This window comes from Komagataeibacter oboediens, assembly GCF_018491655.1.
In the GTDB taxonomy this organism is placed as follows: Bacteria; Pseudomonadota; Alphaproteobacteria; order Acetobacterales; family Acetobacteraceae; genus Komagataeibacter; species Komagataeibacter oboediens.
In genome coordinates this window covers 180,460-206,582 of record NZ_JABLUU010000001.1, presented here as the reverse complement: position 1 = coordinate 206,582, position 26,123 = coordinate 180,460, and the positions used below count along the sequence as shown (strand labels likewise).

General features: G+C 63.9%; 25 protein-coding genes. 21 read left to right on the top strand and 4 right to left on the bottom strand.

The window, feature by feature from the left end:
* Window positions 1–37: 37 nt before the first annotated feature.
* The gene (locus tag HNO79_RS00925) at window positions 38–904 is read right to left on the bottom strand and encodes an ATP-binding protein (protein WP_214164321.1); all 867 of its coding nucleotides are present in this window, start codon (window positions 902–904) and stop codon (window positions 38–40) included.
* A 172-nt stretch (window positions 905–1,076) separates the two neighbouring features.
* Here HNO79_RS00925 and yajC point away from each other — a divergent pair, with 172 nt between their 5' ends.
* On the top strand, window positions 1,077–1,460 hold the full coding sequence (yajC, locus tag HNO79_RS00920; protein WP_010513852.1) for a preprotein translocase subunit YajC: 384 nt from the start codon (window positions 1,077–1,079) through the stop codon (window positions 1,458–1,460).
* Between the two features lie 92 nt (window positions 1,461–1,552).
* Entirely contained in the window at window positions 1,553–2,986 is a 1,434-nt protein-coding gene (locus tag HNO79_RS00915; RefSeq protein ID WP_010513851.1) for a sugar porter family MFS transporter, read from the top strand.
* Window positions 2,987–3,177: 191 nt separating this feature from the next.
* On the opposite strand, the gene HNO79_RS00910 is transcribed toward HNO79_RS00915, so the two are convergent.
* Entirely contained in the window at window positions 3,178–3,786 is a 609-nt protein-coding gene (locus HNO79_RS00910) for a superoxide dismutase (protein ID WP_010513850.1), read from the bottom strand.
* 129 nt (window positions 3,787–3,915) lie between these two features.
* Between HNO79_RS00910 and HNO79_RS00905 the strand changes: the two genes are divergently transcribed.
* Window positions 3,916–4,770, top strand: coding sequence for a squalene/phytoene synthase family protein (locus HNO79_RS00905; RefSeq protein ID WP_048857068.1), 855 nt, complete (start codon window positions 3,916–3,918; stop codon window positions 4,768–4,770).
* A 93-nt stretch (window positions 4,771–4,863) separates the two neighbouring features.
* Here HNO79_RS00905 and HNO79_RS00900 read toward each other — a convergent pair whose 3' ends face one another.
* Window positions 4,864–5,739, bottom strand: a complete 876-nt coding sequence (locus tag HNO79_RS00900) for an NAD(P)-dependent oxidoreductase (RefSeq protein ID WP_214164322.1) — start codon at window positions 5,737–5,739, stop codon at window positions 4,864–4,866.
* A 185-nt stretch (window positions 5,740–5,924) separates the two neighbouring features.
* Between HNO79_RS00900 and HNO79_RS00895 the strand changes: the two genes are divergently transcribed.
* A complete protein-coding gene (locus tag HNO79_RS00895; protein WP_010513847.1) occupies window positions 5,925–6,878 on the top strand; it encodes a bifunctional enoyl-CoA hydratase/phosphate acetyltransferase in 954 nt (317 codons plus the stop codon).
* A gap of 364 nt (window positions 6,879–7,242) precedes the next feature.
* Complete coding sequence (locus HNO79_RS00890) at window positions 7,243–8,739, top strand: malate:quinone oxidoreductase (protein ID WP_048857071.1); 1,497 nt, start codon at window positions 7,243–7,245, stop codon at window positions 8,737–8,739.
* A gap of 54 nt (window positions 8,740–8,793) precedes the next feature.
* On the opposite strand, the gene HNO79_RS00885 is transcribed toward HNO79_RS00890, so the two are convergent.
* Complete coding sequence (locus HNO79_RS00885) at window positions 8,794–9,402, bottom strand: LabA-like NYN domain-containing protein (RefSeq protein WP_010513844.1); 609 nt, start codon at window positions 9,400–9,402, stop codon at window positions 8,794–8,796.
* Between the two features lie 194 nt (window positions 9,403–9,596).
* Here HNO79_RS00885 and folK point away from each other — a divergent pair, with 194 nt between their 5' ends.
* From folK to lpxD, 16 genes are all read left to right on the top strand, one after another.
* Window positions 9,597–10,133, top strand: coding sequence for a 2-amino-4-hydroxy-6-hydroxymethyldihydropteridine diphosphokinase (gene folK, locus HNO79_RS00880; protein ID WP_214164323.1), 537 nt, complete (start codon window positions 9,597–9,599; stop codon window positions 10,131–10,133).
* An 81-nt stretch (window positions 10,134–10,214) separates the two neighbouring features.
* Window positions 10,215–10,610 (top strand): DNA-directed RNA polymerase subunit omega, encoded by a 396-nt coding sequence (gene rpoZ, locus HNO79_RS00875; RefSeq protein ID WP_010513841.1) that lies wholly within the window; start codon window positions 10,215–10,217, stop codon window positions 10,608–10,610.
* Between the two features lie 63 nt (window positions 10,611–10,673).
* Window positions 10,674–12,959, top strand: coding sequence for a RelA/SpoT family protein (locus tag HNO79_RS00870; protein ID WP_214164324.1), 2,286 nt, complete (start codon window positions 10,674–10,676; stop codon window positions 12,957–12,959).
* Window positions 12,960–12,962: 3 nt separating this feature from the next.
* Window positions 12,963–13,376: a holo-ACP synthase gene (gene acpS, locus HNO79_RS00865; RefSeq protein WP_214164325.1), complete on the top strand. Its 414-nt coding sequence runs from the start codon at window positions 12,963–12,965 to the stop codon at window positions 13,374–13,376.
* Between the two features lie 126 nt (window positions 13,377–13,502).
* Entirely contained in the window at window positions 13,503–14,309 is an 807-nt protein-coding gene (gene lepB, locus HNO79_RS00860) for a signal peptidase I (RefSeq protein WP_214164326.1), read from the top strand.
* A gap of 2 nt (window positions 14,310–14,311) precedes the next feature.
* Complete coding sequence (gene rnc, locus HNO79_RS00855; protein ID WP_048855331.1) at window positions 14,312–15,082, top strand: ribonuclease III; 771 nt, start codon at window positions 14,312–14,314, stop codon at window positions 15,080–15,082.
* Window positions 15,079–15,993, top strand: coding sequence for a GTPase Era (gene era, locus HNO79_RS00850; RefSeq protein ID WP_010513835.1), 915 nt, complete (start codon window positions 15,079–15,081; stop codon window positions 15,991–15,993). The genes rnc and era overlap by 4 nt, the downstream gene beginning before the upstream one ends.
* 116 nt (window positions 15,994–16,109) lie before the next feature.
* Window positions 16,110–16,853: a UMP kinase gene (gene pyrH / locus HNO79_RS00845; protein ID WP_010513834.1), complete on the top strand. Its 744-nt coding sequence runs from the start codon at window positions 16,110–16,112 to the stop codon at window positions 16,851–16,853.
* Window positions 16,854–16,929: 76 nt separating this feature from the next.
* On the top strand, window positions 16,930–17,496 hold the full coding sequence (gene frr, locus HNO79_RS00840; RefSeq protein WP_010513833.1) for a ribosome recycling factor: 567 nt from the start codon (window positions 16,930–16,932) through the stop codon (window positions 17,494–17,496).
* Between the two features lie 126 nt (window positions 17,497–17,622).
* The gene (gene uppS / locus HNO79_RS00835; RefSeq protein WP_244987385.1) at window positions 17,623–18,297 is read left to right on the top strand and encodes a polyprenyl diphosphate synthase; all 675 of its coding nucleotides are present in this window, start codon (window positions 17,623–17,625) and stop codon (window positions 18,295–18,297) included.
* Window positions 18,266–19,138 (top strand): phosphatidate cytidylyltransferase, encoded by an 873-nt coding sequence (locus HNO79_RS00830; protein ID WP_408885701.1) that lies wholly within the window; start codon window positions 18,266–18,268, stop codon window positions 19,136–19,138. Before uppS ends, HNO79_RS00830 begins: the two co-directional genes overlap by 32 nt.
* 44 nt (window positions 19,139–19,182) lie before the next feature.
* Complete coding sequence (gene dxr, locus HNO79_RS00825) at window positions 19,183–20,340, top strand: 1-deoxy-D-xylulose-5-phosphate reductoisomerase (protein WP_214164328.1); 1,158 nt, start codon at window positions 19,183–19,185, stop codon at window positions 20,338–20,340.
* Window positions 20,341–20,388: 48 nt separating this feature from the next.
* Entirely contained in the window at window positions 20,389–21,498 is a 1,110-nt protein-coding gene (gene rseP, locus HNO79_RS00820) for an RIP metalloprotease RseP (RefSeq protein ID WP_214164329.1), read from the top strand.
* A 192-nt stretch (window positions 21,499–21,690) separates the two neighbouring features.
* Window positions 21,691–24,114 carry an outer membrane protein assembly factor BamA gene (gene bamA / locus HNO79_RS00815; RefSeq protein ID WP_039732741.1) on the top strand — a complete coding sequence of 808 codons (2,424 nt, stop codon included), beginning with the start codon at window positions 21,691–21,693 and terminating at the stop codon, window positions 24,112–24,114.
* Between the two features lie 7 nt (window positions 24,115–24,121).
* Window positions 24,122–24,964, top strand: coding sequence for an OmpH family outer membrane protein (locus tag HNO79_RS00810; RefSeq protein ID WP_010513825.1), 843 nt, complete (start codon window positions 24,122–24,124; stop codon window positions 24,962–24,964).
* Window positions 24,924–26,060 (top strand): UDP-3-O-(3-hydroxymyristoyl)glucosamine N-acyltransferase, encoded by a 1,137-nt coding sequence (gene lpxD, locus HNO79_RS00805; RefSeq protein WP_214164330.1) that lies wholly within the window; start codon window positions 24,924–24,926, stop codon window positions 26,058–26,060. Before HNO79_RS00810 ends, lpxD begins: the two co-directional genes overlap by 41 nt.
* Window positions 26,061–26,123 lie beyond the last annotated feature (63 nt).

Sequence of the window (26,123 nt, the reverse complement as noted above, 5' to 3'; positions counted from 1 at the left end):
AGGCAGGGCGGGGGTCAATCCATGTTATGGATCATGTTCACGCAGAAAGTTCCGCGCTGAGGTCTTCAATGAACTGGAACGCGACACGCCCTGACCGGCCGCCGCGCGATAGCGACCACGCATTGGCGCGCCGGGTCAGGTCCGCATCCGTGATCGGCAGGCTGCGTTCCTTCGCATAGGCGCGCACCATGTCCATGAACGTGTCCTGCGCGCAGTTGTGGAATCCGATCCACAGGCCGAAGCGGTCGGACAGCGAGACCTTTTCCTCCGTCGCTTCGGACGTGTTGATGGCGGTCGAACTTTCGTTCTCGATCATCTCGCGCGGCATCAGGTGGCGGCGGTTGGACGTGGCGTAGAACAGCACGTTCTGCGGCCGTCCGGCGATGCCGCCGTCCAGCACCGATTTCAGGGCCTTGTAATCCGCATCCTCGCGCTCGAACGACAGGTCGTCGCAGAAGACGATGAAGCGGCGCGGGCTTTCACGCAGCAGCGCCAGCAGGTCGGGCAGCGTGGACAGGTCCTCGCGCTGGATTTCAACCAGCACCAGCCGCCCCTTGCCCGGGGGGGCGGGTTTACCATCCACCAGATTCGCCTGCGCGTGGGCGGCCTTGACCAGCGATGACTTGCCCATGCCGCGCGCGCCCCACAGCATGGCGTTGTTGGCGGGCAGGCCACGGGCGAAATGCAGCGTATTGTCCAGCAGCATCTTGCGCTGCAGGTTGATGCCCTGCAGCAGGTCCATGTCCACGTGGGCGACGTGGGATACGGCGGTCAGGCGGCCAAGACCGGGATGCCAGATGAAGGCGTCCGCCTGCTCCAGCCCGGCAAGCGAGGGCGCGGGCGGGGACAGCCGTTCAAGGGCCGCGGCAATGCGTTCGAGAAGGGGAAGGGCGGTACTGTCCATCGTCGTTCCTGATTCCAGCATGACTGAGTGCGGTGGCGCATGCCACCAGGCGATCCGGAGCGCGTTGGCCGGGTAGGGCAGGCGAACGCCTTGACGGGAAACAGGCGAAAACTATGGTCCGCATGTCAAACCCGCAACCCGTTCAATCCTTCATTATGCCGGAAAGATCGTAATGCCTTCTATTATCAATGATTTTTTAACAACGCCCGCGCATGCCCAGTCGGCTGGCGGTGGGCTGCTCAGTGGTGACGGCATCATGGCCGTGCTGCCGTACGTGGCCATGTTCGCCATTTTCTATTTCCTGCTGATTCGCCCGCAGCAGGTCAAGCAGAAGCAGCTACGCAACCAGATTGCCGCCCTGCGCCGTGGCGACCGGGTGCTGACGGCGGGTGGCATCATCGGCGTGGTGCAGAAGGTGCAGGCGGAATCGAACGAGGTCGAGGTCGAAATCGCGCCGGGCGTGCGGGTGACCGTGATACGCGACACCCTGGGTTCGGTCATTACCAGCGCGTCCACGCCCGCCAATGATTCCACGCCTGACAAGCCGGCGAAGTAAGTCCTGCCCCCTAATCCCCGCGCGACCGTGGATGAGGGGTGAACTTCACCCGTGTTCTGCCGTTGCATCCTGTAACATCAGGAGCAGGCAGGATGCACAGGCAGCGCGACGATGCAGAGACAGGTCCCACCATCCGGCATGGGCCGGTCCTGCGCGGACGCGCGGGGTTGATTGGTGGCCTGGCGGCATTGTCCGGCATCCTGTTCGGGCTTGATACGGGGGTCATGTCCGGTGCGCTGGACCTGATCACGCAGGAATTCGTCCTGTCGGATTTCCAGCGCGAATCCATGGTTGGCGTCATGCTGCTGGGGGCGGCAATGGGCGTGCTGGGGGCGGCGTGGCTGTCGCATCGCTGCGGGCGCAAGCGCACGCTGGTGCTGACAGCGGCCCTGTTCGTGGTGGGGCCGCTGTTATGCGCCGAAGCCACGTCGTACCGCTCACTCATGCTGGCGCGGCTGCTGCTGGGGCTGGCGACCGGGGCGACCACGTTCGCCACGCCACTTTATATTGCCGAAATTGCTGATTCCGGGCGTCGGGGCGCGATGATACTGGGCTACCAGCTCATGATTTCATGCGGGCTGCTGGCGGCATTCGTATCCGACGGGCTGTTTTCCTATTTTGGCGGATGGCGGTGGATGCTGGGCGTGGTGGGTTTTCCTGGCCTTGTGTTCATGATGGGGGTGCTGTTCCTGCCGCCCAGCCCGCGCTGGCTGCTGGCGCAGGGGCGTGAGCGCGACGCGCGCCGCGTGCTGATCGAACTACGTGGCCTGCCCCGGCTGGTCATGGCCGAACGCAATGCCATCATGGCCCGTCTGGCCGCCCGCCGCGACGGGATCGGCAGTTTCATGAAGGACCCAAACTGCCGCCGGGCCATGTGGCTGGCGGTGGGGCTGCAGGTGGCGCAGCAGTTTTCCGGCATCAATGCAGTGCTGTACTACGCACCCTACATCATCGGGCTGGCGGGGTATGGCCATTACGTGCAGGTCTGGGGACCGGTGGGAATCGGGATCATCAACCTGCTGTCCACCTGTATCGCCACGACCTGCGTTGACCGGATCGGGCGCAGGCCCATGCTGATCGGCGGGTTTGCCGTCATGGCGCTGGCCATGGGCGCGCAGGCGGCCATGGTGGCGGGGGGCATGCCGCCCATGCCGGGTATGCGGCTGCTTATGGGGGTGTTCATGCTGGTGTTCGTCGCGGCGTTCGCGTTCGCGGCGGGACCGCTGACCTGGCTGCTCTGTGCCGAGATCCTGCCGCTGCGCGGGCGTGAGTTCGGTATGGCATGCTCCACCTGTGCCAACTGGGTGGCCAACATGCTGGTCAGCGCCACGTTCCTGACCGGTCTGGAAATACTGGGGGCGGACCGGGTGCTGTGGGGATATGCCGGGCTGAATGCGGTGTTCATGGTTATGGTGCTGCTGCGTGTGCCTGAAACGCGCGGCATGACGCTGGAACAGATCGAGGTGGAACTGATGCGCGGCACCCCGCTGCGGGCGCTGGGCACGCGGGCCCATTCGCGGGTATGAGAAAATCGCCCGCAACGACCCATTGATCAGGACCGGGGTGTGTGGCGCTGCCCTGTTTCAAAAAGGCAGCCTGTCCTGAAACATTCCTATGATCGTCCGATATGTCCGTGGCAGGCTGTTCCACACAGCCCTGTACGCAAAAAACCCGGCGCAAGGCCGGGTTTTTCGGTCTGTTACCTGAAAACAGGCAATCAGGCGGACTGGAGCTGCGCTTCGGCGAACTCGTAGTTGGCCAGCTTGTCCAGGTAGTTGGTGATGTAGTCGGGACGACGGTTGCGGAAGTCGAGGTAGTAGGAGTGTTCCCACACGTCCAGACCCAGCAGCACCTTGCCCTGGCCTTCGGCCAGCGGGTTGGAGCCGTTGCCGGTCTTGGTCACCTTCAGCTTGCCGTCGGAAGCCAGAACCAGCCATGCCCAGCCCGAGCCGAACTGCGATGCGGCGGCTGCCTTGAAGTCGGCCTTGAACTTTTCGATGCTGCCGAAATCCTCGACCAGCTTCTTGGACAGGGCGTGAGGGATCTCGCCGCCCTTGGGGGCAAGGTTCTGCCAGAACAGGATGTGGTTCCAGTGCTGTCCCGCATTGTTGAACACGGGCGCCTGGTCAGGCTTGCCCTTGACCATGAGGATGATTTCCTCAAGCGACTTGCCCTGCAGTTCCGGCTTGGATTCGACAAATCCGTTCAGCGCCGTCACATAGGCCTGATGATGCTTGTCATGATGCAGTTCCAGCGTTTCCTGGCACATGCCACGGTTGGCAAGGGCATTGTAGGCGAAGGGAAGGGACGGCAATTCGAAAGCCATGAACATTCTCCTGGGAATTGCAAGGAGCGGCATGAAGCCGCCATACCAAGATTGCTATGGGTGCGGAGCGGGTGCGTCAAGTGACGGACGTATGAACACCCCAGCGCCACGCCTTCCGGACCAAACGCCATGACGGGCCAGATGGATGCATGCCCGCCGGTGGCAGGGGGGGCGTCGTTCCTGCATGACGCGCGTCGTGCCGACCCGGACCGCTTCTTCTGCGCGCTGTTCGTACCACCGGCCGCCCGTATGGCGGCGATGGTGCTGATCGCCTTCAACCATGAATGCACGCGGGCGGTTGCGACCCCTGCGTCATGGGCGGTGGCAGGGCCGATGGCGGGTCTGATCCGGTTGCAGTGGTGGCGCGATGTGCTGGAAAGCGGCAATGCGCAGCGCCATGACACGGCGGTGGCCCTGCTGGACCTGCTGGGTCGTGGCGTGGTGCGGCGTGAAACGCTGGAGGGCATCATCACGGCACGCGAATGTGAACTCGATGGCCTGCCCGACCGGGCAGCGTGGCAGGCGTCCATGCTGGATGGCGCGGGGGGCGTGCAGGTCGCCATGGCGCAGGCCGCGGGGTTTGCCGAATCCACGCTGCTGGCGCGCATACGTCTCATGGGCGGGATTTATGGCGTGGGGGCGCTGGTGCGCTACCTGCCTGCCGTACTGCGCGCGGGTCGCTGCCCGTTACCCGAAGATGCGCTGGCGCATGTCGGCCTGACGCGCGACGGCCTGCGGACCGGGCAGGCCACATCCGCCCAGATCGCCACCCTGCGCGATGGATTGCGCCAGCAGGGACGCGAATGGCTGGACATGGTGCGTGAAGGGCCACGCCTGCCGCGTGCCGCCCTTGCCACGGGGCTGCCCGCCGTCCTTGGCCTGCGGGACATGCGCGGGCGGGTGGATGGCGATGGGAGTGCGTCCCCCCGTGGCGTGGGCGACAGGCTGGCGGTCATGGGCGCGCTATTGCGCGGGTGGGTCTAGGGATTGTTCCACAACAGCCCGCTGGCGGAAATGACGGACGTTTCCGGGCGCCCCCTTAGCAGCTTCACCAGAAAATTTCCTGGCTGGTGGGGTTCAGGGCGTGTTGGCCACCATGCTTTCCATGACGGCGAACAGGGCGGAATAATCCTCGTCAGGGTGGCGGCGGCGGGTCAGTGACAGGCTCTGGGTTGCTGCCGCCATGGCGGGCAGGGGCGCGGTCTGGCGCGCCGCGTCGGTCATGAGCAGGCGCATGTCCTTCTGCATGAGGCGGGCAGGGAACTGCGGGCTGAAATCCCCCGCCTTCGCCGCCTTAAGCTTGCGCTTGTGGTGCGGTGAAATCACCGGCACTTCATCCAGCGCGTCAAACAGCATGCCGCGATCCAGCCCGGAGGCGAGGCCGTAGGTGACGCCTTCCGCCACGACCGCCAGGGTTGCGCCCATGATGCCGTTGATGACCAGCTTCAGCTTCGATCCGCTGCCCACCGGTCCGGCATGGATGGTCAGGCGGCCGATGGCGTCGAACACGCCCTGCGCACGGCTGATGTCGGCCGCCGCGCCACCGGCCAGCACGATCAGGTTGCCCGATTCCGCTTCCGGCGTGCTGCCGGCCACGGGGGCGTCGATGATGGTGATGCCATGCGCCTGACCCGACTGCGCCAGCGCGACGGAGGTTTCGGGCGCCACCGTGCTGGTGTTGATCAGTAGGCCGCCCGACTTCATGCCTGCCAGCACGCCATCGGGGCCGTTCATGGATTTGTCCAGTGCCTCGTCATCCGGCACGCAGGCCAGGACAATATCGGCTTCCTGTGCCAGCGCGCGCGGCGTGGGCATGAACCGGGTGCTGCCATCGCCGCCTTTGCCTGACGGGGTATAGGCCACGATCCGGTAGCCGGCCCTGGCCAGATTGGCCCCCATGCGGGACGCCATGGCCCCAAATCCGACAAAACCGATCAGCGGAGCGGTGGACATGCGGGTTCTCCTTAAACCTGTTGCGTGATGGCCCGGTGGCCAGTGCCTGAATGTGGGCAATAGCGGGCATGACGTCACGCCCCGATGACGCGCGGCGGGTATGCCTCGCATAAAGATGATGCCGGGGGATCGGGGGGAATTGTGGCAATCAGGTGCCCGCACTCGGTCCGTCACGGGAAGGAGACATGATGCGCAGCCTGCATTTTTTTGACGATCTTGCACGGACCCTTTCCGGCCATCCGCCCATGGCGCTTGGCGTGGTCTATCCCTGTAGCGTGCCGGCGTTGCAGGCGGCATCCGACATTGCGCAGGCGGCCCTGGCCACGCCCGTGCTGATCGGCCCCGCTGCCCGGATCGGTCAGATGGCGAAGGACGCGGGCATTACCCTGTCGGGCTGCCGTATCGTTGACGTGTCCACCGATGGCGACGCCGCGCGAGAGGGTGTGCGCATGGCGCGGGAGGGAACGGTTGCGGCCCTGATGAAGGGGTCGCTGCATTCGCGCATTTTCCTGCACGAACTGGGCCACCATGACGGCGGCCTGCGCACGACCCGGCGCATGAGCCACGTCTACGTTCTGGATGCGCCGCAGGCCCCGCGCGTGCTGCTGGTGACCGACGGGGCGGTGAACATCGCTCCCGACCTGGATGCCCGGCGCGACATTGTCCAGAACAGCATCGACCTTGGTCACATGCTGGGTATCGGGCTGCCAAAGGTGGCGGTCCTGTCGGCAGTGGAAATGGTCAATCCCGACCTGCCTTCCACGCTGGATGCGGCCATCCTGTGCAAGATGGCCGAGCGCGGACAGATTACCGGCGCGGTACTGGATGGCCCGCTGGCGCTTGATAACGCCGTCAGCCCCGAGGCCGCGCGGTGCAAGGGCGTGGTTTCCCCCGTGGCGGGGCAGGCGGACATACTGGTGGTGCCCGACCTTGAAGCGGGGAACATCCTTGCCAAGCAGATGACCTTTATCGGTCAGGCGCGGGCGGCGGGCATCGTCATGGGCATGCGCGTGCCCGTCATCCTGACCAGCCGCGCGGACCCCGTGCCGGTGCGCGTGCTGTCATGCATGGTGGCGGCAGTCATGATCCGGCAGGGATATGGCGGGAATCCGGCGGCCTGCATGGATCAATGCGGATGACGGTCATACGTGATGCGTGTAAGGAGGGGCGGCCCGCTCGCGCGATGTTGTCCTTGCGGGCGGGGACGTTTTCCGGGCGGCGGGCGCGGTATGAACCGTGGCGTCCGGCCCCCCGTGCGGCGGGGCAGGTTGCCGTCCTCGCGCAGAGATGATGCCCCGCCCTGGCGAACATGGTGGCAAGGAAAGGGCTGACGACTGTCCGGTGGTGTGAGGGTCATGCCCCCATGCGCCGGGTGCCGGTCACCATGCCGGTAACTGACATGAACGTGCAATCAGGCCGGGTTCCCCGCGCCGCCGGGTGGCTGCCCGGTCCAGCCGATGAACAGCCACGCAGCGGGTTTCCGATGCCGATCCGGAGAATGCCATGACCTCGAATCCCTCCTCTGCCGCTTCCACGTACGACGTGGTCCTGATTGGCGGCGGAATCATGAGTGCAACGCTGGGCGCGCTCCTGCGCCAGCTTGAACCGGGCCTGTCCATTGGCCTGTTCGGGCGGCTGGATGACGTGGCGCTGGAAAGTTCCAATGGCTGGAACAATGCCGGCACCGGCCATTCCGCCCTGTGCGAACTGAATTACACGCCGCTCCGTCCCGACGGGGTGGTGGATATTTCCAAGGCCGTGAACGTCAACGAGGCCTTTCAGGTTTCACGCCAGTTCTGGTCCTATCTGGTGGAAACGGGACAGATCGCTTCGCCGCGCGATTTCCTGAACCCCATTCCGCACATGAGCTTCGTCTGGGGCCCCGAAAACGTTGACTTCCTGCGCCGCCGCCATGCGGCGCTGCAGGAGCACCCACTGTTTGCGGGCATGTCGCTGTCCACCGATGAAGGGCAGCTGCGCCAGTGGATGCCGCTGGTCATGCAGGACCGCAAGCCGGGACAGCCGCTGGCCGCCACATGGCATCCGGCGGGCACGGATGTGAACTTCGGCGCGCTGACCCATCGCCTGATCAGCCTGCTGCAGGGCAAGCCGGGTTTTGACCTCAACCTTGCGCACGAGGTGGAAGACCTCAAGCCCGCAGGCAATAATGAATGGGATGTGTCCGTCCGCGCCGTGCATGGCGGGGGCGAACGCCGGGTGCGCGCCAAATTCGTGTTCATTGGCGCGGGCGGCGGCGCGCTGCACCTGCTGCAGAAAAGCGGCATACCCGAAGCCCGGGGTATTGGCGGTTTCCCGGTCAGCGGCCAGTTCCTGCGCTGCACCAACCCCGAGGTCGTGCAACAGCACCATGCCAAGGTGTATGGCAAGGCATCCGTGGGTGCGCCGCCAATGTCGGTGCCGCATCTGGACACGCGCGTGATTGACGGGCAGCGCGGGCTGCTGTTCGGGCCGTATGCCGGGTTCTCGACCAAGTTCCTCAAGCAGGGGTCATGGCTGGACCTGCCGCGCTCTATCCGCATGGACAATATCGGGGCGATGCTGGCGGTGGCGCGCGACAACATGCCGCTGACGAAATACCTGATCCAGCAGGTCATGCAGTCCAGCGAGGACCGGCTGAAGGCGCTGCGTGACTTTGTCCCCACTGCGCGCAAGGAAGACTGGGAACTGATTACCGCGGGCCAGCGCGTTCAGGTGATCAAGAAGGACGCAAAGCGTGGTGGCGTGCTGCAGTTCGGGACCGAGGTCGTGACGGGTGCGGGTGGCTCCATCGCCGGGCTGCTGGGGGCATCCCCCGGGGCGTCCACGGCGGCGCCGATCATGCTGACGGTGCTGCAGCGCTGCTTTGGCGGCCGTCTGCCACAATGGGAATCCCGCCTGCGCGAAATGATCCCCTCCTACGGCGTCAAGCTGGGGCAGGATGCGGCCCTGTGCGCGCAGGTGCGTGACCGCACGCGCGCGGCACTGCAGCTGGACGGCTGAACCCGACGAAAAACCCCGCCCGGCCACTGTGTGGCGGGCGGGGTGCGGTGTGTGTCAGTCCTCGTCGTGTTCGCTCATCTGGTCGGCGGGGTGGCGTACGGGCGGGGTAGCGTTGCGGGGCGGCCGGTTTTCGATATGGCGGCGCATGAAATGGGTTGCGATATCCGCCAGTTCAATGAACTGGTCCGCCTGGCGGCGCAGTTCATCGCCAATCAGGGGGGGCGAGGTCTTGATCGATCCGACCACGGTGGTGCGCACGCCCTGACGCTGCATGGATTCCAGCAGGCGGCGGAAATCCGAATCCCCGCTGAACAGCACGGCATGGTCGATATGCGGGGCCATTTCCATCATGTCCACCGCCAGTTCCACATCCATGTTGCCGCGCACGCGGCGGCGGCCATTATGGTCGATGAACTCCCGCGCGTTTTTTGTGACAAGGGTATAGCCGTTGTAGACAAGCCAGTCGGTCAGCGGCTTGAGGGGGGAATACTCCTCGGTGTCCAGGACGGCGGAATAATAATAGGCGCGCAGTACATTCGACTTGGAACGGAAAAAATGCAGTAACTTGCGGTAATCGACTTCAAATCCAAGGTTGCGGGATGCGGAATACAGGCTGGTGCCGTCTATAAACAGACATAGCCGCTCCTGAGGTTGAAAAAACATTTATGGTCAGTCCCTGAAAAAGAAAAGTGAATACGTCACGGCCGTGTTAAATTTCGCGCTGCATGTATTCTGCATCGCGGTGAAAGTTGTCTGGCAGCAATGGCACTTGCATGTATATGAAGCCACATCCTTTTTGAAAGTTCCCTACGCGGGGATTACTAACTGACGGTAACCGTCTGGAACACTGTTTTCACATGACAATGCTGCAATCTGCGCCGGCCCTGAATGATATAACAATTGCGGTGGGTGCGAACCTGCCTCGTGAAAGTGGTGAAACTGCGGCCGAGACCTGCCTGTGGGCGGTTGACCGGCTTGCGCGCCTGCCCGGCCTGTCGGTGGTGGCGGTATCGCGCTGGTATGAAAGCGCGCCGGTCCCCCCTTCGGGCCAGCCCCCCTATGTAAACGGAGTCGTGCGGCTGTCGGGACAGGTGGACCCGGCATGGCTGCTGGCGCGGCTGCATGATATCGAGGCCGAGGCCGGACGCAGGCGCACGGTGGTGAACGCCGCCCGCCCGCTGGACCTGGACATCATCACCATGGGCGACCTTGTGCGTGCTGCTCCCGACCCCGTTCTGCCGCACCCGCGCGCGACCGGACGCGCCTTCGTGCTGCTGCCGCTGCGTGATGTCATGCCCGACTGGCGCGACCCCGTGACGGGGCGGGGAATCGATGCTTTCCTGCCCGCCGTCGCGGGGCAGGAGATCACGCCCATGCCCGCGCGGGCTGACTGAACGCTTGCATCGGGACAGGCGCACGGGTAGTAAGGTAAATTCTGATCAACACAACCAATTAATAACCGGAGTTCAGGCCTGATGGCACGCGTCACTGTCGAGGACTGCGTTGAGCGGGTTCCCAATCGTTTTGAACTGGTGCTGCTGGCAGCGCAGCGCGCACGCGCCCTGTCCCGTGGCGAGGAAATGACGATTGACCGTGACAACGACAAGAACCCCGTTGTTGCCCTGCGTGAGATCGCTGACCAGACCGTAAGTCTGGACCAGATCCGCAGCGACCTCGTCCGCTCGCTGGCCCGCGCGCCGGAGCCGGAGCCCGCCGATGAGGAAGTGGTCGACCTGATCCCGACCGAACAGAACATCTTTGGCCTGCAGGATGTCTCGGCCGAGGAAGAGGCACGCAATTCCAGCGGCGGCATGTCGGCTGAAGAACTTGAGGCTTCGGTTGAGGCGGCCCTGAGTGGACGGGGCCGGTAACATCTTCTGACGAAAGGGTGGAAGGTGACTGACCCGGTCAGATCGGAAACGACATCTTCCTCCATGCCCGTGCCTGTCACGGGTGGAGTGACGACAGGCGCTGCCGCCCTTCCCGCCACGCGGGGGGAAGGGGAGCGCGTGGTTTCATGTGACGGCCTGATCCGTCGCATCCTGGCGTATGATCCCGGCGCCGATACGGATCTGATCCGCCGCGCTTTTGAGGTGGCGAAGGCCGCTCATGCGGGGCAGGCCCGCGACAACGGCGATCCCTACATTACCCATCCGCTTGCCGTCGCCAACATACTGGCGGGTTTCCATCTGGACTCCGCCTCGATCATTACGGCCCTGCTGCACGATACGATCGAGGATACGGGTGTAACGCAGCAGCAGCTGCGCGCGGAATTCGGCAATACCGTTGCCGAACTGGTGGATGGCGTCACCAAGCTGACGCGGCTGGAACTGCAGTCCGACCGGACCAAGCAGGCGGAAAACTTCCGCAAGCTGGTGCTGGCCATGTCGCGCGACATCCGCGTGCTGCTGGTCAAGCTGGCCGACCGCCTGCATAACATGCGCACGCTGCATTATGTGCAGCGCCTGGACCGCAGGCAGCGCATCGCGCGCGAAACCATGGAAATCTACGCCCCCCTTGCCGGCCGTATCGGCATGGACAAGGTGAAGGTGGAACTGCAGAACCTGTCGTTCGCGGCGCTTGAGCCCGAAGCGATGGCGACCATCCGTGCGCGCCTGAACTATCTGCGCGGGCAGGGCGCGGACGTGATCGAGGAAATCCGCCGCGAGCTTCAGGTCCTGTGCGCGGAAGCCGGGCTGGAAGGCGTGGAGGTCACCGGGCGGGAAAAGACGCCCTATTCCATCTGGGAAAAGATGCAGCGGCGCAACGTCGCCTTTGAACAGCTGTCCGATATCATGGCGTTCCGCATCATGGTGCCAACGCGTGAGGCCTGTTACGTGGCGCTTGGCGCGGTGCATGCCGCCTATCCGGTGATTGCGGGGCGGTTCAAGGACTATATCTCCACCCCCAAGGCCAATGGTTACCAGAGCCTGCATACCGGCGTGACCCTGCGCCACCCGCGTAACCAGAAGATCGAGGTCCAGATCCGCACGCCGGAAATGCACGATGTGGCCGAAAATGGTGTCGCGTCGCACTGGCTGTATAAACAGGTGCCCGATGCCGCCGGCAGCAGGGAAGCAAAGGGCGTCGTGTCCGGGCTGCGCTGGGTGCAGGACCTGCTGGATATTCTCGAGGACTCGGCTGCGCCCGATGAGTTCCTTGAGAATACCAAGCTCGAGCTCTATCAGGATCAGGTGTTCTGCTTCACGCCCAAGGGACAGCTGATTTCGCTGCCGCGTGGGGCGACGCCGGTTGATTTTGCCTATGCCGTGCATAGCCAGGTGGGCGACAGCTGTGTTGGCGCGCGCATCAATGGCCGCCTCATGCCGCTGCGCCATGAACTGCAGAACGGCGATCAGGTCGAGATCATGACCGCGCGCGGGGGCACGCCCTCGCCATCGTGGGAACGTTTTGTCGTCACTGGCAAGGCGCGTGCGCGCATCCGCCGCCATGTGGCGCTGCAGCAGCGCGAGGCCCATCTGGAAAGCGGCCGCGTGGCGCTGGCCAAGGCCTTCCGGCAGGAAGGGGTGGACGGGTCGGAAAAGGTGCTGGACAGCCTGCTCAAGGACCTGCGCCTGCAATCGGTGCCCGACCTGTATGTCGCGGTGGGCAATGGCAACCAGTCCGCGCGGGAAGTCGTGCAACTGGCCTATCCCGAGCTGCGTCGTGCGCCGCGTGCGCCGCGCATGGTGCCGGGCCTGTCCATGCGCGCGCCCTCGGCGTCCCCCGGCGGAGCGGCCGGGCGGCGCAAGCCTGCGGCGGGCATGGCGCTGGCGGGCGTGGGTGCCGGCATGGCGGTGCATTTCGCCGGGTGCTGCCATCCGCTGCCTGGCGACAGGATCGTGGGCATCGTGTCCACCGGCAAGGGGATCACGGTCCATACGCTGGGGTGCCAGACGCTGGAGACTTTTGCTGCCACCCCCGAACGGTTCATGGATCTGGACTGGGATTATGACCTGATCGCGCGCAACGCCACCGGCCTTTATACCGGGCGGCTGAGCGTGGTGACGGCCAATGAACCGGCCATGCTGGCGACGCTGACCAATATCGCCGCCAAGCATGAAGGTGTGCTGGTCAACCTGCGCATCGTCAACCGACAGCTTGAATTCATGGAAATCCTTGCGGATATCGAGGTGCGGGACCTGCGCCACCTGACAACCATCATGGTGGCGCTGCGCGCGGCCCGTGGCGTGGTGCAGGTTGAACGGGCCAGGGGATAGGCCATGCTGATCGGCATTGGCTCCGACCTGTGTGACGCACGGCGGATTGAAACCGTCTTCGTCCGGCACGGCACACGGTTCGAGGAACGCGTTTTCACCGCGTCCGAACGTGCCGCCGCCGCCCGCAGGTACGGGCCCGCGCGGCTGGGGACCTTTGCCAAGCGGTGGGCGGCGAAAGAAGCCTGCGCCAAGGCGCTGGGAACCGGCTTTTCGCAGGGCGTGTTCCATCGTGACATGGGGGTCGAGAACCTGCCGACGGGCCAGCCGGTCATGCGGCTGACGGGTGGGGCGCTGGTGCGGCTGCACGCACTGGTGCCCGACGGGCTTGTGGCGCAGGTGTTCCTGACCATGACCGATGAGCACCCCTATGCCTTCGCGCAGGTCATGATCATGGCGGAAAAGGCCAGCGCAGCCTGACCACCTGTCGTGCCCGCATGGGCAATGCTTGACAGGCGGGGGGTGCGTGGGCTTGATCCGCACGTTATTCGTCCGGCGCCCCGTGTCCGGTCGATGCCAGATCCGGATTGAAGAACAATTATGCCAATGGACGATAACAAGACGATTTCCTCCCCATCGGGGCCTGATGCCACGCGTCGGGACGGGGGGCTGCTGGAACTGGTGCGTACCGTCGTGATTGCCGGGGTTCTGGCCGTTACCGTGCGCACGGTGCTGTTCGAACCGTTCAATATTCCGTCCGGTTCCATGATCCCGACGCTGCAGGTGGGGGATTACGTGTGGGTGGCAAAATACAGCTACGGCTATTCGCATTATGCGCTGCCCGGTTCGCCCAACCTGTTCCAGGGACGGATCTTCAACAGTACCCCGCACCGCGGTGATGTGGCCGTGTTCCGTTTCACCAAGGACACGTCGATCGATTACATCAAGAGGATCGTTGGTCTGCCGGGCGATACGGTGCAGATGCGCGCGGGAAAGCTGATTCTGAACGGGCAGGAAGTCCCGCGTGAGCCCGAAGGCGAATACACCACGATAGACGAACACCGCACCCGCATGGAAGGTGACCGCTACCGCGAGATCCTGCCCGGCAGCGGTGGCCACGGCCCGGTCGCCCACGATATCCTGAAGCTGACGGATGAAGGGGGAAAGAACGACACCCCGGAATACGTCGTGCCGCCGGGTTATTTCTTTGCCATGGGCGACAACCGCGATGACAGCGCCGACAGCCGCTTCATGGGTGACGAACCGCAGGACCTCGGCTTCGTTCCGATGGAAAACCTGGTGGGACAGGCCAAGTGGATATTCATGTCGGTCGATAACGCCCATCCCTTCTGGCAGGTCTGGTACTGGCCGGTCGAGATCCGCTGGAACCGTCTGTTCATGGGGGTTCACTGATCATGGACGCCGAACGCGTGCCTGCGGCGGAAATCGCCCGGCTGGAGGCGTGTCTGGACTATCATTTCACGCGGGCCGACCTGCTTTTGCGCGCGCTTACGCACCGCTCGGCCGCGCATGAACGCAATGGCGGACGCCGCACGCGGCAGAGCACGGCAAAACGCGGGGCCGGGTCCAACGAGCGGCTGGAGTTCATTGGCGACCGGGTACTTGGCCTGCTTATGGCCGAATGGCTGCTGGAACGCTTCCCCGATGAGCAGGAAGGTGCGCTTGGCCCGCGTCATGCGCATCTTGTCTCCCGCACGGTGCTGGCGCAGGTGGCGCATGCCATGGGGCTGCAGTCGGCGCTGGACGTGGCCGAACACGAAGCCCGCGCGGGCGTGCGGCAGATGGCCAATGTGCTGGCTGATGCGGTCGAGGCCATACTGGGGGCCATGTACCTGGATGGTGGTCTGGACCCCGCCCGCGCCTTCGTGCGGCGGATGTGGAATGACTCCATCGTGGCCCAGGCCCGCCCGCCCAAGGACCCCAAGACCGCATTGCAGGAATGGGTGCTGGGGCGTGGCCTGCCGCTGCCACAGTACCGTGTCGTGTCCTCTGACGGGCCATCGCACGCGCCGCGTTTCGTCATTGCGGTGGATGCGCAGGGCAGGACCGGGCAGGGGATCGCGGGCAGCAAGCGCGCGGCTGAAAGTGATGCCGCATCGGACCTGCTGCGCCAGCTTGGCGCGGATGGACAGGCCGCTTCTTCTACCGACCGCAAGGGACAATGACCATGCAGGATCACGACAACACGACGCGCTGTGGCTTCGTGGCCATTGTGGGCGCGCCCAATGCGGGCAAGTCCACGCTGCTGAACCGCATGGCGGGAACCAAGCTTTCCATCGTCAGCCCCAAGGCGCAGACCACGCGTTTCCGGGTGCTGGGCATCCTCATGCGCAATCATACGCAGATCCTGCTGGTGGACACGCCGGGCATTTTCCAGCCACGGCGCAAGCTGGACCGCGCCATGGTCGCCGCCGCATGGACGGGATCGGACGATGCCGACATCACGCTGCTGATCGTTGATGCGCGTGCGGGCATGACCGATGCCCTGCGCGCGATAGCGACCCGGCTTGCGGAACAGAAGCGCAGGCTGTGGCTGGTACTGAACAAGACCGACCTTGTCCGACGTGACGCGCTGCTGCCGCTGACGGCGGAACTGTCGTCCATCCTGCCGGTCGAACATGTGTTCATGGTCAGCGCGCGTTCGGGCGAAGGCGTGGATGACCTGCTGGACCGTCTGGCAGCCGACCTGCCGGCAGGCCCCTATCTTTATCCCGAGGATGACCTGACCGACCTGCCGGACCGCCTGCTGGCCGCCGAACTGGTGCGCGAGCAGATCTTCCTGCAGACGCATGAGGAAGTGCCCTATGCCGCGACGGCAGAGACGGAGGGATTCCAGGAACGGCCCGACGGGTCGGTGCGCATTGAGGTGACGATCTACGTGGCGCGGGCCTCGCACAAGGCCATCCTGATCGGGGAAGGGGGCAGGCGGATTCGGACCATCGGCGAAAAGGCGCGACATGAACTGACCCGCCTTCTGGGGCGTAAATGCCATCTTTTCCTGAACGTGAAGGAACGCGCGGGATGGGATGAGGAGCGTGCCCGCCTGCGCGCTATCGGCCTGGATGATGCGTCCTGAATCCTCAAAAGAGGGGTACATCGGCTTGTGGGGGGGGGCATCCCTCTATATGACAGGGCATGGCCGGGCGGCCTGCCCGTCCCTAGCCCTGTTTGCCTGACCTGCGCCGAGGACCAATGACCCAGTCCGACAAACCCCAAGCTCCCACCTCCTACAAGCGTGTCCTGCTGAAGGTATCGGGGGAAGCCCTGATGGGCAGCGGATCATACGGGGTCGATCCCGCCACCGTCGATGCCATTGCAGCCGATGTGGCAGCCGTGGCCCGGACCGGAATTGAAGTCTGCCTGGTTATCGGTGGTGGCAACATTTTCCGTGGCGTGGCCGCCGCCGCCCGCGGCATGGACCGTGCGCAGGGTGACTACGCAGGCATGCTGGCCACCGTCATCAATGCGCTGCTCATGCAGAACTCGCTCGAACGCCATGGCGTGCCGACGCGGGTTATGACCGCCATTCACATGTCCTCCATTGCCGAGCCCTATATCCGCCGCCGCGCCGTGCGGCATATGGAAAAGGGACGCGTCGTGATCTTTGCCGCGGGGACCGGCAACCCCTTCTTCACGACCGATACGGGCGCCGCGCTGCGTGCCGCGGAAATGGAATGCAACGCCCTGTTCAAGGGCACGCAGGTTGACGGCGTCTATTCCGCTGATCCACGCAAGGTGCCCGATGCGAAGCGCTTTGACACGCTGACCTACCGTGACGTGCTGGCCAATGACCTGAATGTCATGGATGCAGCGGCAATCAGCCTTGCGCGTGAAAACCGGTTGCCTATCGTGGTATTCAATATTCATGGAAAAGACCCCTTTACCCGTGTCATGCGGGGCGAGGGGCGTTTCACCACCATCGTGGCGGCTGACTGAAACCGGGGCATTCCCGTCGCCCGTATATGGGGACGGCCATGCCTGACGGATCAAGAACTGAAAAAGGAGGGCCACAGTGTCTGTCGATCAGAAAACCTTGCTGGCGGATCTGACCCGCCGTATGGACGGCGCCATTGAAAGCCTGCGTCGTGACTTTGCCGGCCTGCGTTCGGGCCGCGCCAGCCCGGCGCTGCTGGAGCCCGTGCGCGTGGAAGCCTATGGTGGTGAAGTGCCGCTGACACAGGTTGGCTCCATCGCCGTGCCCGAGGCGCGCATGCTGACGGTACAGGTCTGGGACCGTACCCTGGTGGGCGCGGTTGAACGCGGGATCCGGGATGCGGGTCTTGGCCTGAACCCGGCGGCGGACGGGCAGACCGTGCGCGTGCCCATTCCGCAGCTGACCGAAGAACGCCGTAACGAACTGGCCCGTGCCGCGGGCAAGTACGCCGAAAATGGCAAGATTGCCGTGCGCGGCGTGCGCCGTGATGGCATGGACCAGACCAAGAAGCTGGAAAAAAGCAGCGAGATCAGCGAGGACGATGTCAAGACATGGTCGGACGCGATCCAGAAGCTGACCGATCAGTACGTCAAGCGCATTGATGAACTGCTGGTTGAAAAAGAACGCGAGATCAAGCAGGTCTGATAGCCCGTGAACACCGTAACCATTGTGCTCCATCGTGTGCGTGACTGAAGGGGCAATCAGGTCTTGTCCGGGTTAGATCAACCAGCTTCGCCCCAACCATGCCTGCCGGAACACGTCGCCATCATCATGGATGGAAACGGTCGATGGGCCGGCATGCACAACCTGCCGCTGCTGGCAGGGCACCGGGCAGGGGCGGAGGCCGTGCAGCGGACCGTCCGCGCCGCCACGAAACGGGGTGTGCGGTGGCTGACCCTGTATGCCTTTTCATCCGAAAACTGGCGTCGCGCCCCGGGTGAGGTGGCTGACCTGACCAGCCTGCTGCGCTATTACCTGCGGCACAAGGTGGCCGAACTGTCGCGCGAAGGGGTGCGGCTGCGGGTGATTGGCGACCTTGCCCGCTTTCCCGTCGATATTCAGGAAGAAGCCCGCCGCGCCGAGGACACGACACGTGACAACACCCGTCTGGTGCTGGTGCTGGCGCTGTCCTACGGCGGGCGGGCGGATATCGTGCAGGCCGCCAGTCGCATGGCGCAGGCCGTGGCGCGTGGGGAACTGCAGCCCGGCGATATTGACGAAACCCTTTTTGCCAGCGCCCTGCTGACGGCGGGCATGCCCGACCCTGACCTTGTGGTGCGGACCAGCGGGGAATGTCGCCTGTCCAATTTCCTTTTATGGCAGTCGGCTTATGCCGAACTGGTTTTTCTTGATATTCCGTGGCCGGATTTTGACGCCACGCATTTCGATACCGTGCTGGATATCTATTCACGGCGTGAAAGGCGATTCGGTGCGCGACCGGCCTGAAGCTGCGCCGGGGGCGGCGCCCGCTGGCGTGGCGGGGAAAAAATCAGGAAACTGGAAAGACCTGCGTGCACGTGTCCTGTCGGCCGCCGTGCTGGTGCCGTGCGTGGCGTTGTGCGTGTGGGCGGGTGGCCTGCTGTATGGCGCGCTGATCGTGCTGGCCATGGCGGGCATGGCCATGGAATGGGCGCGGCTGTTCGGTTTCGGGCTGGAGACGCGGCGTGGACAGCTCTGTCTGGCATGGGCGGCGTGTGTCGGGGGTACGGCGCTGGCCGGCCACTGGGGCGGGGCACTGCTGGTCATGGTGGCGGCTGTCGTGCTGGGACCGGCGCTATGGGCGGGACAGGTGGCGATCGGCTGCGCCGGACTGTCGCTGCTGTGGCTGCGGTACATGAGCGAACCGGGGGCTGGGGTTGTCCTGTTTCTGGTCGCGTGCGTGGCGCTGAGCGATACCGGGGCCTACATGACGGGACGGGTGTTTGGCGGTCCGAAGCTGGCACCGCGCATTTCCCCGGCCAAGACATGGTCGGGTTCCATCGGCGGAATGTGCTGTGCTGTGCTGGGTGGCATGCTGATTGCAGTGATGTTGCCCGGTGCGCTGCCTGGGGCCGTGTGGCGCGGGGCGCTGTTCGGTGGCCTGGTGGCGATTGCGGCCCAGATAGGGGATCTGGGGGAAAGTGCCCTCAAGCGGGCCTGTAATGTTAAGGATTCGGGCACGATCCTGCCCGGACACGGGGGGCTGCTGGATCGTTTTGACGGCCTGCTGGTTGCTGCCCCCATGGCGGCCCTGCTGTCGCTGGGCGCTGCTGGCGGCATTGCTTTCTGGTATGTGGGTCTGCACTGAAGCGATGGCCGGGGCCACGAAAAGTTTTGGGGAATGACGTTACAATGAAAACAGTTTCCGTTCTGGGCAGTACGGGCAGCATCGGCTGTTCCACGGTGGACCTGCTGCTGCAGGCGCCTGACCAGTTCCGCACCGGCGCGCTGGTTGGTGGCCGCAATGTCGCCAAGCTGGCGGAACAGGCCCGTGCACTGGGCGCGCGGCGCGCGGTGATCGCCGATGAAAGCCTGCTGCCGGAACTGGAACGCCTGCTGGCCGGAAGCGGGGTTGAAACCGCTGGTGGCCGCGCCGCGGTGATCGAGGCGGCGGCCCTGCCGGTGGACTGGACCATGGCGGCAATCACGGGGGCAACCGGGCTGGAGCCGACGCTGGCGGCCGTGCGTAACGGCAGGTCCGTGGCACTGGCCAACAAGGAAGCGCTGGTCTGCGCTGGTGACGTCATGCTCAGGGCCGTGGCGGATGCCGGGGCGACGCTGCTGCCGGTCGATTCCGAGCATAATGCCGTATTCCAGTCCATGGCTGACAAGCAGGCGGATGAGGTCGAGCAGATCATCCTGACCGCATCGGGCGGCCCGTTCCGTCGTGCCAGCCTTGAGGAAATGGAAAAAGCCCCGCTGGAGGCCGCGCTGAAGCACCCCACATGGACCATGGGGGCCAAGATCACCATCGATTCCGCCACCATGTTCAACAAGGGGCTGGAACTGATCGAGGCGGCGCGTCTGTTCAACGTGACCGAGGACAAGCTGGGCGTGGTCGTGCATCCGCAGTCAGTGGTGCATGGTATGGTACAGTACACCGATGGGTCCATCGTGGCGCAGCTTGGTTCGGCTGACATGCGCATTCCCATCGCCCATACGCTGGCGTGGCCTGCGCGCATGCCCACCAATTCCCCCCGGCTGGACCTTGCAGCCCTGGCGCGCCTTGATTTCGAGGCCCCGGATGAGGTCCGCTTCCCCGCCCTGCGCCTTGCGCGCGAATCCCTGCGGGTAGGTGGCGCGATGCCCGCGATCCTGTCCGGGGCGAATGAAATTGCGGTCGAGGCGTTTCTGAAGCGCGAAATCGGTTTTCTGGATATTGCACGGATCGTCGAGGATGTGATGCAATCAATCGGGCCGCAGCGCGCAGATACGCTGGAGGAGGTGCTGCACTGGGATAACGAATCCCGACGTGTGGCCCGCCAGCGTACGGTTGCCCGCGCGGCCTGATATGATTCTGGATGGCCTTTCGGGCCATCGGGAGATAGCGTAGCGTTCATGCATGATCTGATCCGGACTGTTCTGGCTTTCTCCCTCGTGCTGGGGGTGCTGGTTTTTATTCACGAACTTGGTCACTACCTTGCCGCGCGCTGGCGCGGGGTACATGTCGAGGTCTTTTCGATCGGTTTCGGCCGTCCGCTCCTGCGCTGGCATGACAGCGTGGGCACGGAATGGCGGCTGTGCCCGGTGCCGTTGGGCGGATATGTCCGTCCCCACGGATTCGAAGGGCCGGAAGACGCGACCGAAGAACAGAAAGCCGCCTGGCAGCCCGGACGGACATTTCATGACAAGCCGGTCCTGTCCCGGGCCATCGTGATCATGGCCGGGCCGGTCTTCAATTTCCTTCTGGCCATCGTGCTGTTTACCGGCCTGTTCGCAACGTCAGGGCAGCCGCACATCCTCAATCAGGTCGCACAGGTCATGCCCGGCAGTGCTGCCGCCAGCGCCGGGGTGGAAAAGGGTGACGTGATCGTGCGCGTGGGCGACCATACGGTGCGCGACGTGACCGACCTGCAATCCTTCGTCAGCGGTCAGGCGGATGCCCGGACCACGCTGACCGTCCGGCGCAATGGCGCAGATCAGACGCTGCCGGTCCATATCGGCGTGGCACAGGAACAGGGTGGCGACCGCCACGGGCAGATCGGCGTGTCCTTCGCTGCCGAGATGGGCAAGCCGCAATCCCTGCCGCATGCGTTTGTTTCCGCCATCAAGGAAACATGGCACGTGTCCGTCCAGACGCTGGAAGGGCTGTGGCAGATGATTACGGGCCGGCACAGCACCAAGGACCTGGGCGGTCCGCTGCGCATTGCCCAGATGTCGGGACAGGTGGCGCAGTACGGGTTGCCCAGCCTTGTGTCGTTCATGGCGCTGCTGTCGATCAACCTCGGGCTGATCAACCTGTTTCCGGTGCCGATTCTTGATGGGGGACGGCTGGTATTTTACGTATTTGAGGCTATTCTGGGGCGGCCGGTTTCACGCCGGGTTCAGGAAATCAGCTTTCAGGCCGGCTTCGCACTGATTGCCGGACTATTTTTATTTTCAACCTTTAACGATCTGTCACATTTCGGCCTGTTCCAATGGCTCGCCTCGCGCGCCGGACAGGGCTAAGGTGCAGCGGGTGACACAAGTGCTTGCACAGTGTGGCGTATATCGGATAGGTCCGCCACGAAGACTGATACATGACAGGAAGGGAGCCGGCCCTCCATCCGGTCATAATGCATGGCTGATCCGCATGCCGAATGGTGAGGAATAGCGATTTTGTCGAGTAAACGTTCAGCGCTGCTTGCGTCTGCCTGCGTTATGCCGCTGTTCTGGACAGCGGGCGCGCATGCACAGGATGAAGCAGCACAGAACACGCCATTCGGCGGAGATATGGCACCTGCAGGCGGCATGGAGCAGCAGCCCCAGGAACCGCAGGTGGAGGCGATCAAGCCCCCCCCGCTTGAAGATCCGATCGAAGCCGTGGACATCAAGGGCAACAGCCGGATCGAGACGAGCACCATCCTGTCATACATGGTTGTCCAGCCCGGCGACCGGTTCAATCAGGATCTGCTCGACCGTTCGCTCAAGACCCTGTACGCCACGGGCCTGTTCCATGACGTCACGCTCAAGCGCGTGGGCAACGTGCTGGAAGTGCACGTGGTCGAGAACCCGATCGTCAACCGCATCGTGTTCGAAGGTAACCATTCGGCCAAGGACGAGGATCTGACCAAGGTCATCTCGCTTCGTCCGCGCGCGGTCTATTCCCCGCAGGGTATTTCCGCCGACCGGCAGAAGATCCTTGGCGTCTATGCGGAAAAGGCCCGTTACGCGGCCACCGTCACGCCACAGATCATCCGTCTTGCGCATAATCGCGTCGATGTCATCTTCCATATCAACGAAGCGCAGAAGACGCTGATCAAGAAGGTGACGTTCGTAGGGAACCGTGCCTTCAGCAGCGCGCGGCTGGCCGGGGTCGTGTCATCCAAGGAAACGGCGTGGTACCGGTTCTTTGCCTCCAGCGACCAGTATAATCCCGAACGCATCAAGTATGATGCCGAACTGCTGCATCGTTTTTACCTGAAAAACGGCTTTGTCGATTTCCAGATCAAGAATGCCACGGGTGAACTGTCGGCTGACCGCAAGAGCTTCTACATCACCTATACGATGGAAGAAGGCCCGCGTTACCGCCTGAACAAGATGGATGTGCGCTCGTCCCTGCGTCATGTCAGCGCGGAGTCCATGCGCAAGTACATCTCGCTGTTCCATGGCCAGTGGTATGACGGCAGCGCCATCCAGCATAACGCGACGGATATGCAGGAAATGCTGCAGGGCAAGGGCTATCCCTTCGCCATGGTCCACCCCGAAATTGCCCGTAACCCGGAAAAGCGCACCGTCAACCTGCTGTTTGACATAAGCGAAGGCCCGCGGATGTATGTCGAGCGGATCGACATCAACGGCAACACCATTACCGAGGACAAGGTCATCCGGCGGCAGCTGCCCATGGCCGAAGGCGACCCGTACACGCCGCTGGACCGCAAGTATTCCAAGCTGATCCTGGAAGATCTTGGCTTCTTCAAGACCGTCTCGATCGACCAGACCCCGGGGTCCGCGCCGGACAAGGTCAACATTTCGGCCGACGTGGTGGAAAAGCCGACGGGCGAATTCTCGCTGGGTGGCGGGTACTCGACCGATGCCGGCGTGCTGGGCAATCTCGGGCTGAAGCAGCATAACCTGCTGGGTACCGGCATCGACGCCGGCTTCACCGGCACGGCCGCGTATTACGAAGATCAGGCCGACATTTCACTGACCGACCCGTATTTCCTGAACCGCAACCTGGTGGCTGGTATCGACATTTTCGGTATCCAGAACCGCTACATGACCTACCAGAGCTATTCGGAAGGGCGGTACGGCATCACGCTGCGCATGGGGTATTCGTACAACAACCATCTGTCGCAGTCGTGGAGCTATACGCTGACCGACCGTCAGATCGGGGATACGTGGTCCGATTCGTCCTATTATGTGCAGGATCAGAACGGCTGGTCGCTGCTGTCGCAGCTGAGCACCACACTGACATACGATACACGTGATCGCAGGCAGCAGCCGCATAAAGGTTTCGTGGTACGTGTGGGCGGTGACTTCGCCGGTATCGGCGGGAATGAACGTTACCTGCGTGGCAAGGTGGATGCCGCCTATTACATCCCGCTTGACAGTATCATGGGCAACCATGACTGGACCGTCAGCTTCCGCGCGGGTGCGGGCGACATCATGAACTGGGGTGGCGGGCGCAGCGACATCATCGATAACTTCTATCTTGGTGGTAATTCGCTACGCGGCTTCATGGATGGTGGCGTCGGTCCGCGAAGCTACGCCATCCCCGCGCGTGACGGGAACCCGATGCATTCGCAGCAGGACTTCCTGGGTGGCCGGTTCATGTACACGGCCTCCGCGCAGGTGGATTTCCCCATTCCGTTCGCATCGGCCATGGGGATCAAGGGACGGTATTTCGTGGATATGGGCGGGCTGGACGGGCTGCGTGTCCGCCGGCGCTATACCTCCATGAAGGACTGGCCCAAATATACGCCGGTCTATGATGATACGCTGACGCCCGTTGTCTCGACGGGTGTGGGTATTGCGTGGAAGAGTCCGTTCGGGCTTGTGAATATTGATCTGGGTGTTCCCCTGCACAAGGGAACAAACGACAGGACCCAGCTGCTCCGCTTCGGCTTCGGCCAACAATTCTGAGGTGATAATGTTGCGTAAATCCGGCATTCGTCTGCTTGCCGCAACCGCTCTGCTCGGGTGGGGATATCAGGCCGTATCGGGCGCGCATGCGCAGGGCTCCGGCGGGAATGCGGGCTGGTTCGTGCCCAAGGCGGCCCAGCCTGCGGCCCGTCCCGCACAACATGAGGCGCCCGCCCCCGTGCAGCTGCCCGCGCCGTCATCCGATAGCGAGGAAGCACAGTCACAGACCCCGCCCATCCTGCCGCAGCCGCCCGTGCCCAAGGCGCCGGACGTGCCCAAGAGTGCACCGCCGCCCGCTCCCGTCATTGGCGTGATCAGCGTGCCGGATGTCATGCGCATGTCATCGGCGGCACAGCAGGCCGAACGCGTGCTGGGCGCGCGCCGTGATGATCTGGCCCGCGATGCCCAGAAGGAACAGGCCAGCTGGCGTGACGAGCAGCAGAAGCTGCAGGGGCAGGCCAAGACCATGTCATCCGACCAGATCCAGAGCAGCGAGCGCAAGCTGCAGGAACGCGTGCTGGCGGCGCAGAAGAACTTCCGCAACCGTAACCGCGTGATCCAGGAAGCCGCCCAGGTGGCGCTGGGGCAGATCGAACGCGAACTGGTCCAGATCATCCGTGCGGTTGCCAGCAGCCGCGGCATGAACCTGGTGCTGCATCGTGAACAGGTCGCCCTCAGTCAGGAAGGCCTGGATATCACCCAGCAGGTGGCGACACAGCTGAATGGCGTGCTGCCGACGGTCTTTATCCCTGCGGCGGATGTGGACCCCGAAGTACTGGCCAAGTCTGGCACGATGCCGACCACGGCGGATGCCGACCGCGCGGCGTCCACCCCGCCTGCCAAGCATTAAGGCCGGTTTCATGACAGTGACGCCGGATAACGTGCCGGGCGACCCGCGGTTTTTCGTAACGCAGGGGCCGTTCGGGCTGGACCAGCTGGCGCAGTGCAGTGGCGCCGAGCTGCGCGGCGCGGCCGATGGCGCGGGGGACGGGCATGCGTTCACCGGCATCGCGCCGTTGCAGTCCGCAACCCGCGATCAGGTCAGCTTTCTGGATAACCGGCGCTACCTGCCCCTGCTTGAGGGAACGGGCGCGGGTGCCGTGATCGTGGCCCCGGCCTTCGCTGACAAGGTGCCCCCCCATGCGGCAGTGCTGGTATCCAAGGCACCGTATCAGGCATGGGCGCGCATTGCGTCCCTGTTCTACCCACCGCCGCCGGTCCGTCCGGGCATTCACCCGTCCGCCATCATCGGGGTCGGATGCGAAATCGACCCGAGCGCCGCGATCGGTGCCTTCACCGTGGTGGGGGACGGGGCGCGGATTGGCGCGGGTACCGATATCGGCAGCCATGTCAGTATCGGCAGTGGGGTGGAAATCGGCGCGCGCTGCCGGATTGGCGCGCATGTCGCCATTTCCCATGCCCTGCTGGGCGAACGTGTCACGCTGCTGCCCGGCGCGCGCATCGGGCAGGACGGGTTCGGCTTTGCCGTGACACCTGAAGGATTCGAAAGCGTGCCCCAGCTTGGCCGGGTCATTCTGGAAGACGGGGTGGAGATCGGGGCCAATTCCACTGTGGATCGCGGGTCCATTCGTGATACGGTGATCGGGGCTGGCTCACGCCTCGACAATCTGGTGCAGATTGGCCATAATGCACGGCTGGGACGGTGCTGTATCGTCGTCTCGCAGGCTGGCATTTCGGGTTCGACCGAACTTGGTGATTTCGTGACGGTTGCGGCCCAGGCAGGGCTGATCGGGCATATCAAGATCGGGACCAAGGCCCGGATCGGCGCGCAGTGTGGTGTCATGTCCGATGTGGAGGCCGGGGCCGATGTGATCGGCAGTCCGGCCATGCCATTCCGGGAGTTTTTCCGGAACGTGGCCTTTCTGCGTCGGATGGCCAAAAAAACGACGCAGGATGGAGGCGGGGAAAAGGCGGATAAGGCCTGATCGCCCGGTGCCATCGCATATTCAACCGGCAGGAGGCCGCTGTTCCGTCTGGTGCGGGGGCTT

Bases quoted from the DNA above. Each gene is read 5' to 3' on its own strand.
- HNO79_RS00925 (WP_214164321.1), bottom strand. From the start codon at position 904: ATGGACAGTACCGCCCTTCCCCTTCTCGAACGCATTGCCGCGGCCCTT.
- yajC (WP_010513852.1), top strand. From the start codon at position 1,077: ATGCCTTCTATTATCAATGATTTTTTAACAACGCCCGCGCATGCCCAG.
- HNO79_RS00915 (WP_010513851.1), top strand. From the start codon at position 1,553: ATGCACAGGCAGCGCGACGATGCAGAGACAGGTCCCACCATCCGGCAT.
- HNO79_RS00910 (WP_010513850.1), bottom strand. From the start codon at position 3,786: ATGGCTTTCGAATTGCCGTCCCTTCCCTTCGCCTACAATGCCCTTGCC.
- HNO79_RS00905 (WP_048857068.1), top strand. From the start codon at position 3,916: ATGACGGGCCAGATGGATGCATGCCCGCCGGTGGCAGGGGGGGCGTCG.
- HNO79_RS00900 (WP_214164322.1), bottom strand. From the start codon at position 5,739: ATGTCCACCGCTCCGCTGATCGGTTTTGTCGGATTTGGGGCCATGGCG.
- HNO79_RS00895 (WP_010513847.1), top strand. From the start codon at position 5,925: ATGATGCGCAGCCTGCATTTTTTTGACGATCTTGCACGGACCCTTTCC.
- HNO79_RS00890 (WP_048857071.1), top strand. From the start codon at position 7,243: ATGACCTCGAATCCCTCCTCTGCCGCTTCCACGTACGACGTGGTCCTG.
- HNO79_RS00885 (WP_010513844.1), bottom strand. From the start codon at position 9,402: ATGTTTTTTCAACCTCAGGAGCGGCTATGTCTGTTTATAGACGGCACC.
- folK (WP_214164323.1), top strand. From the start codon at position 9,597: ATGACAATGCTGCAATCTGCGCCGGCCCTGAATGATATAACAATTGCG.
- rpoZ (WP_010513841.1), top strand. From the start codon at position 10,215: ATGGCACGCGTCACTGTCGAGGACTGCGTTGAGCGGGTTCCCAATCGT.
- HNO79_RS00870 (WP_214164324.1), top strand. From the start codon at position 10,674: ATGCCCGTGCCTGTCACGGGTGGAGTGACGACAGGCGCTGCCGCCCTT.
- acpS (WP_214164325.1), top strand. From the start codon at position 12,963: ATGCTGATCGGCATTGGCTCCGACCTGTGTGACGCACGGCGGATTGAA.
- lepB (WP_214164326.1), top strand. From the start codon at position 13,503: ATGGACGATAACAAGACGATTTCCTCCCCATCGGGGCCTGATGCCACG.
- rnc (WP_048855331.1), top strand. From the start codon at position 14,312: ATGGACGCCGAACGCGTGCCTGCGGCGGAAATCGCCCGGCTGGAGGCG.
- era (WP_010513835.1), top strand. From the start codon at position 15,079: ATGACCATGCAGGATCACGACAACACGACGCGCTGTGGCTTCGTGGCC.
- pyrH (WP_010513834.1), top strand. From the start codon at position 16,110: ATGACCCAGTCCGACAAACCCCAAGCTCCCACCTCCTACAAGCGTGTC.
- uppS (WP_244987385.1), top strand. From the start codon at position 17,623: ATGGATGGAAACGGTCGATGGGCCGGCATGCACAACCTGCCGCTGCTG.
- dxr (WP_214164328.1), top strand. From the start codon at position 19,183: ATGAAAACAGTTTCCGTTCTGGGCAGTACGGGCAGCATCGGCTGTTCC.
- rseP (WP_214164329.1), top strand. From the start codon at position 20,389: ATGCATGATCTGATCCGGACTGTTCTGGCTTTCTCCCTCGTGCTGGGG.
- bamA (WP_039732741.1), top strand. From the start codon at position 21,691: ATGCCGCTGTTCTGGACAGCGGGCGCGCATGCACAGGATGAAGCAGCA.
- HNO79_RS00810 (WP_010513825.1), top strand. From the start codon at position 24,122: ATGTTGCGTAAATCCGGCATTCGTCTGCTTGCCGCAACCGCTCTGCTC.
- lpxD (WP_214164330.1), top strand. From the start codon at position 24,924: ATGCCGACCGCGCGGCGTCCACCCCGCCTGCCAAGCATTAAGGCCGGT.